Here is a 6044-nt window from a genome sequence, read left to right as displayed (position 1 = left end):
AATTCGGCCGCGTGTTCAACCTTCAGGCCAAGGCTTCCGAAGAAGTCGCGAACCGCACCCAGCAGAACCTCGACGTCCTGCTGCAGACCAGCTCCCTGCTTGCCGAGGGTTTCCAGTCCGTCCTTCGCGAGTGGATGAGCTACACTCAGAGCGCCATGCAGCGCAACATCGACGGCATGAATACCATCATGCGTGCGCGCACCATGCAGGATCTGCTCTCCGCGCAGAGCGACCTGCTGAACGCCGAGGTCAAGCTCCTGCTTGACAGCAGCGTCAAGGTTTCCGAGGTGACCGCCCGCGTCGCCAACGACGCCGCGCAGAAGATCACCGTCGCGACCAAGGAGCAGGCACGCAAGACCGCCTGAGCGGTCGTGCGAAGCCGATATCCGACCTGAACGACGCCCCGGTCTTTTCCAAAAGACCGGGGCGTTCGTTTTTCGAGCCTATGGCTTCCTCATTCCGGCACCAGCCATTCGATCTTCGCTCCGCCGGCCTGCGCTCCCATCGCCTCATGCAGGGCAGGGAGCACCACTTCCAGGTTCCGGTCCAGTTGCCAGGGCGGATTGACCACGATCATGCCGCAACCATTCAGGCGCTGGTGCGTGTCTTCCTCATGGATCGTCAGCTCCGCCATCAGGATCTTGCGAATACCGGTGCGCTCGAGGGCGTCGTGGAAGCGCCAGACCGCAGCCCGCTCCTTGATCGGGTACCATAGGGCGTAAATGCCGGTAGGCCACCGCGCATGACCGGTCGCCAGTGCAGCAACCATCCGCTCGAACTCGTCCGAGACTTCGAACGGCGGATCGACAAGGACCATGCCGCGCCGTTCCTTCATGGGCAGATGCGCCTTGATGGCGCGATAGCCGTCCATGTGCTGGATGCTCGTGTTGCGGTCGCGGGCGAACTCCTGCCGAAGCGTCTCCACGTCTTCCGGATGGAGTTCAGCCAGCAGCAGCCGGTCACGCGGCCGCATCAACTGCCGCGCCAGCCGCGGCGATCCGGGATACCAGCGCAGCACGCCCGGTTCCGCGTTCAACGCTCGTACGGCGTTCAGATACGGTCCAAGCTCCGGCGGAAGCTGCTCCGCTGCCGCCATGACCCGCGCGATTCCGCCGAGATACTCTCCAGTCCTGATTGCCTGCTGCGATCCCAGATCGTAGCGCCCAATTCCGGCGTGGGTATCGAGCACGCCGAACGGAGATTCCTTGGCGCAGAGACGATCCAGGATCAGGGCGACGACGGCATGCTTCATTACATCGGTGAAGCTGCCGGCATGGAAGATGTGGCGGTAATTCATGGCGTGACCATTTAGCGGTTCGACGCCCTGTAAACCAGCCTCGCCTCGATTGAGAGATGCCCAAGCCCGGATCTCCGGACCGGAGATCAGCCCTGGGATGCGACCTGAGCCCTGCGAAAGGCGCGGCGGGTCTCCGGCGCGATAGCCGGGTCGCCCTGGGCGCACCGGGCGCCTTGAAGCAGCGCCGCGCTGTTCTTGTCCAGGCTTTCCAGGTGCTGGTAGATCTTGCAGGTATACTCACGCTGCTGCGATCGCCCGCCCCCATTGTAGCGCGCGACGGCGGCGCTCCAGCTTCCCGAGTCGGCACGAAGGCGCTTCAGATAGCGGGCGGCGTACCAGACATTGGCGGAGGGGTCCAGGATGCGTTCGACGGGACGGAAATTCGCCCGGTGATGCTGGACGGACAGCTGCATGCATCCAACCGTGGCATTCTGCCGCACCCGCCCCTGATTGTCGAGGAGGTGCGACTTCGCTTCGCTGGCGCTGTCGGAGTAGACGGACTTGCCGTCAAGGTTCATCGCGAAAGGCTGTGGCGATCCGTCCTGGCCGCTCTCCACCAGAGCGATGGAAAGCAGCAGGCCTCGCGGGATATCAAGCTCACGTTCCGCTTCCAGAACATGCTCGGTGCAGCTTGACGCCTGTGCCGTGCCCGGGGGTATGAACCACATCGCTGCCGCCACCGCGGTCATCAACAGATGTGACTTACAGATGCGCGGACGCCCGTAAGGTGCCTGCATTGATCTTCTTCCCCCTGGCTCTCACCAGCTTGCGCGCTGGCACCGTACACATGCACGGATTTATTCACCGATCGCCGATACCGGTACGGCGACCGCCTCCTGGCTTGAGTTCCAAGTGCCACACGCGGCACCTACAAAGATCTTTTTCAGAAATTCCTCTCTACGTCAACCGGTATGTAACCTGGACCCGTTAAGCGGGTAATTCCGGCGGGATTTGAATACTTCGAAATGGCGGATAAATAGTGGTGACAAAAATCCTCAATTGACCGAACGGGTAGGGTAGAGCATATCCGATAGTCGATGCACCAGCCGTCTATCACGGAAACTCAGATCTTGATCGATACCGATTCCAGCCCAGGGCTGGAAAACTTCCCGGACATTGCCGAAGCGGCCTTGATCGCGGGTTATGCCTTGCTGGATGCGGGCATCGGCGACGCTGCCGAAGACAGCTTTCGGACGGCCATCGGGATGGCTCCGGCCTGCGGCGAAGCAAGGGGCGCGCTGGCGGGTCTGCTTGCCGATCAGGAGCGATGGGCCGAAGCGGCGGAGGAATATCGCCTTGCCGCAGAACTGGAACCGTTCCGGGCCGACTGGCAGTACGGTCTGGCCGAAGCTCGCGCCCGGACAGGCGACAATGCCGGTGCCCTCGAAGTCTGGAACGGGCTGCTGGCGCAACGGCCGGACAATGCGATGGTTCGCCGCGCGCTGGCGCGCATCCACGTCTCTGCCGGCCAGCCTGCCCAGGCGGTGGAGCAGTTCCGGGAGGCTCTGTTTCTCGATCCCGGCGACGCGGGCACGACCGTCGAACTTGCCGAAGCCTTGATCGCTTCGGGCGATCCGCTGGCAGCGGTCGAAACTCTTCAGCCGCTGCTGCGCCGGTCTCCGGATTTGTCCAAGGGCCTGCTGTCGCTCGGACGGGCCTGGCTCGATCTGGGCGAGAGGAAGAAGGCTACCGACGCGTTGTACCGGTGCCTGGACGCCGGCCCGGACGATCCCTGCGCCGTGCAGGCATTGATCTGCCGCATCGAGGGCGATCCGACGGAAACCATGTCGCAAGCCTATGTCAGGGCGTTGTTCGACCGCTATGCCGACAGGTTCGACGAGGATCTGACGATTCGCTTGAAGTATCAGGCGCCACAGACCCTTCGCGCCCTGGCCGAGCGGCTTTCCGGCATCGCGGATGGCGGCCTCGACGTCCTGGATGTCGGCTGCGGCACCGGTCTTGCCGGTGTGGCGTTCCGCCCGCTGGCTCGCCGGCTGCATGGATCGGACCTGGCGCCACGCATGGTGGAGAAGGCGCGACGGCGAGGCGTCTACGATCATCTGGAAGTCACCGACCTGGTCAGCGGGATCGCCGGGACGCCGGGTGCTTGGGACCTGATCGTCGCGGCCGACGTGCTGGTCTATGTCGGCGATCTGGAGCCCGTCATGCGGGCCTCCGCCCTGGGACTGCGTCCCGGCGGCTATTTCTGCGCTTCCGTCGAGCACTGCGGAGGCGATGGATACCTCTTGGGGCCGTCTCGCCGCTACGCCCACAGCGCCGCCTATCTTCGCAGGGTCGTGGCGGAGGCCGGATTGGAGCTGTCCGTGCTGGAGGATGCCGTACCGCGCTGGGAAAAAGGCCAGCCCGTCCCGGGACTGGCCTTCGCGGTCAGGCGTCCCGACTGACCTGATCGGCTTCCATTCAGATGATCCGCATCAGCGGCTCCTTCTCGCCCTCCACCTGCCAGTGGGCATTGAGGTGCCCGGCTTCGTCGAATGTCAGTTCAAGCCAGTTCCGTGCTCGTATGTACCGGCGTCCGGTTTCTTCGAAGGGGACCATCTCGAGGGTGGTGTCGGTGGCGATCGTCTCCGTGCCCCGGCTCAGCCGCTCCAGCACGTCGGCATAGAACTTGGACGGCGCCGGGTGGACGATCCCCGAGGACGTCAACTGCCACATGTCGAAGCCGGCGCCGTGGATGACGCCGCAGGCGCCAAGGTGGATCTCGCCGGACAGGACCGTCAGCCGAAGCTGCCGGTCGCGCGCCATGTCACCCAGCAGGCGGATGAACCGCAGATACTCCTTCTCGTGGACGTAGCTGCGCCACTGGTCGCGCAGGTCGTCCTCCATGGAAGCCGTTCCCGGCCAAAAGTTGATCAGACGCTCGACGGCGTGGAGGTTGGCGAAGACCATCGGGACGCTGGACATCAGGAGCACGTGCCTGCAACCGTCGAATCGCTCGAGCCAGCCGGGCAGTTCGGTCCATGTCTCTTCGCTCATCACGCGCGCCTGGGTCCTCTCGGTCCTGAGATCGGGGACGAAGATGCCCAGATCGCCGATCTTGAACCCCTGCGTGAAGGTGCCGACCGACGTACCCCAGATACAATCCGCAGGATCGTCCGGAGCGCAGCCCAGCTGAAACAACGAAAAGCTGCGGCGTGCGATCTCGAAGATTCCCTGGAAAACCGGGCAGGTACGGCGCTCGTCAGGATGGGAGCCCCATCCGTCGAAGATATCGTGGTCGTCCCACATCATGATGGAGGGAACGGTGCACAGCAGGGCCGCCGCCTCGGCCTGGCTCCACTGGTGGCAGTACAGATCGAAATAGAAGGCTTCCGCCTCCTCGGCCATGGCGGACGTGAAGGGCGCCGCGACGGCGTCGCGGGCGGGCAGCGCCTGCCAAGCCTTGAGCGAGGGGCAATCCTTCCATAATGCATCGGCGTAGAGCTGATCGCCCCCGTGCAGCAGCAGGTGATACGGCCGTGTCCGATGCAATCCGTTCAGATGCCCCCAGCGCGCGTTGCGCGGCAGGTTCTGCTGGCTGAAGACGTCCTCGTCCTCGGTTCCATTACAGGCGGTATAGGCGATACGAGGCATTGCCGCCCGGCCCGGCACCGTCATGTACCAGCGGCCCCCATCAGGGAAACCATAGCCGATGCGGACTTCGTCCTCGCCTCTAGGAACCGCAAATTCCCATCGCCATACGTGCCGCTTGCCCAGCGTCGCGATGTGACGCGGCGGGATCGGCAACATGACGCCGTCTGCTTTCATGTCGGGTGGTTCGGCGGCACCATTCAGGACGAAAAGGGCGGAAACGCGCCAGCGTTCGCCCTGTACACCCCGGAAATGGAGAATTGGTCCGATGACCTCGCGGCGTTCTTTCTTCTTAATCGGAAGCGGCATTCATGGCGCCCAGCAGTTTCAGGCTCCTTCGGTCTTTTTCCGTCGGAGCAGATCGAGCATACGTTCGGGCACCGGTTCGTTCAGGACGCCGTCATAGATGCGATGAAGCTCCTGGACATGCTGCCGATATTGCTGGAGGAGAGCGGCCGCCTCGATGTCGGTTCTGATCACCAACTCGACCTCCCGCTTCTCCTCGTCGCTAAGCGCGCCATCCAGATAGGCGTTGATATCGCTCATCGTCAGTCGCTTCATTGATAAACATCCCGGCGCTACAAGGTGCGGTTCACCCCGCAACGGGAACAAACCGAAGCAGGCGGTATTCTCATCGACTATGAGCACTTTCGAGCCCTTTTGAGCACTTCTCTGCCATTTAGGCTGAATTGACCTGTAACCGCAATGTTGATTGCGGATCGCAATCTGCCCCCGTGATTGAAAAGTGGCACACCCAGGCGACGAGAGTGATTCCGCGAGCTTAACAAATCCGCCCCGCTTCTTGTTCCTTTGCTGTGGAGAGCGTAGTGCTGGGGACATGACTGCTCCATGCCGCCGGAAATGGCGGATGCCGGGGAAAAGACGTGTAAGACGGGGCGCGGTTCGATAGATCCCCGCGCCCGTGGATCTCAGGCAGCCATAAGGTTGTTCAACCGCTCCCTTGCGCGGCAGAGACGCGAGCGGATCGTCCCGATCGAGACGTTCAGCTTTTCGGCCGCTTCCTGGTAGGGCCGGCCCTCGATCGCCACGAGCCGGACGACCTTCCGCTGGCAGGGCGTCAGGCTGTCGAAAGCACGATCGACATCGCGGAACACGAGTCGGGAGATCTGGGAAGGTTCGACCGACATGGCATGGT

7 protein-coding genes are annotated in these 6044 nt (G+C 63.0%); 2 read left to right on the top strand and 5 right to left on the bottom strand.

Annotated features, from left to right (window positions below):
- Positions 1-365 (top strand): phasin family protein (locus tag AC5JJ6_RS37390; RefSeq protein WP_496046898.1); only part of this gene is annotated, 365 nt, incomplete at its 5' end.
- An 89-nt stretch (positions 366-454) separates the two neighbouring features.
- On the opposite strand, the gene AC5JJ6_RS37385 is transcribed toward AC5JJ6_RS37390, so the two are convergent.
- Positions 455-1297: a 23S rRNA (adenine(2030)-N(6))-methyltransferase RlmJ gene (locus tag AC5JJ6_RS37385; RefSeq protein WP_496046897.1), complete on the bottom strand. Its 843-nt coding sequence runs from the start codon at positions 1295-1297 to the stop codon at positions 455-457.
- A gap of 86 nt (positions 1298-1383) precedes the next feature.
- Positions 1384-1965 carry a transglycosylase SLT domain-containing protein gene (locus tag AC5JJ6_RS37380; RefSeq protein ID WP_496046896.1) on the bottom strand — a complete coding sequence of 194 codons (582 nt, stop codon included), beginning with the start codon at positions 1963-1965 and terminating at the stop codon, positions 1384-1386.
- 402 nt (positions 1966-2367) lie between these two features.
- On the opposite strand from AC5JJ6_RS37380, the gene AC5JJ6_RS37375 reads away from it, so the two are divergent.
- On the top strand, positions 2368-3702 hold the full coding sequence (locus tag AC5JJ6_RS37375; protein WP_496046895.1) for a tetratricopeptide repeat protein: 1335 nt from the start codon (positions 2368-2370) through the stop codon (positions 3700-3702).
- Positions 3703-3718: 16 nt separating this feature from the next.
- Here the strand turns inward: AC5JJ6_RS37375 and AC5JJ6_RS37370 are convergent, their stop codons facing one another.
- The 3 genes from AC5JJ6_RS37370 to AC5JJ6_RS37360 form a co-directional block, all read right to left on the bottom strand.
- Entirely contained in the window at positions 3719-5197 is a 1479-nt protein-coding gene (locus AC5JJ6_RS37370; protein WP_496046894.1) for an alkaline phosphatase D family protein, read from the bottom strand.
- 18 nt (positions 5198-5215) lie between these two features.
- Positions 5216-5449 (bottom strand): anti-sigma factor family protein, encoded by a 234-nt coding sequence (locus AC5JJ6_RS37365; protein ID WP_044431974.1) that lies wholly within the window; start codon positions 5447-5449, stop codon positions 5216-5218.
- Positions 5450-5817: 368 nt separating this feature from the next.
- Positions 5818-6044 (bottom strand): sigma-70 family RNA polymerase sigma factor (locus AC5JJ6_RS37360; protein ID WP_496046893.1); only part of this gene is annotated, 227 nt, incomplete at its 5' end.

The organism is Skermanella sp., from assembly GCF_059503625.1.
This window is presented reverse-complemented; position numbering and strand designations above follow the sequence as displayed.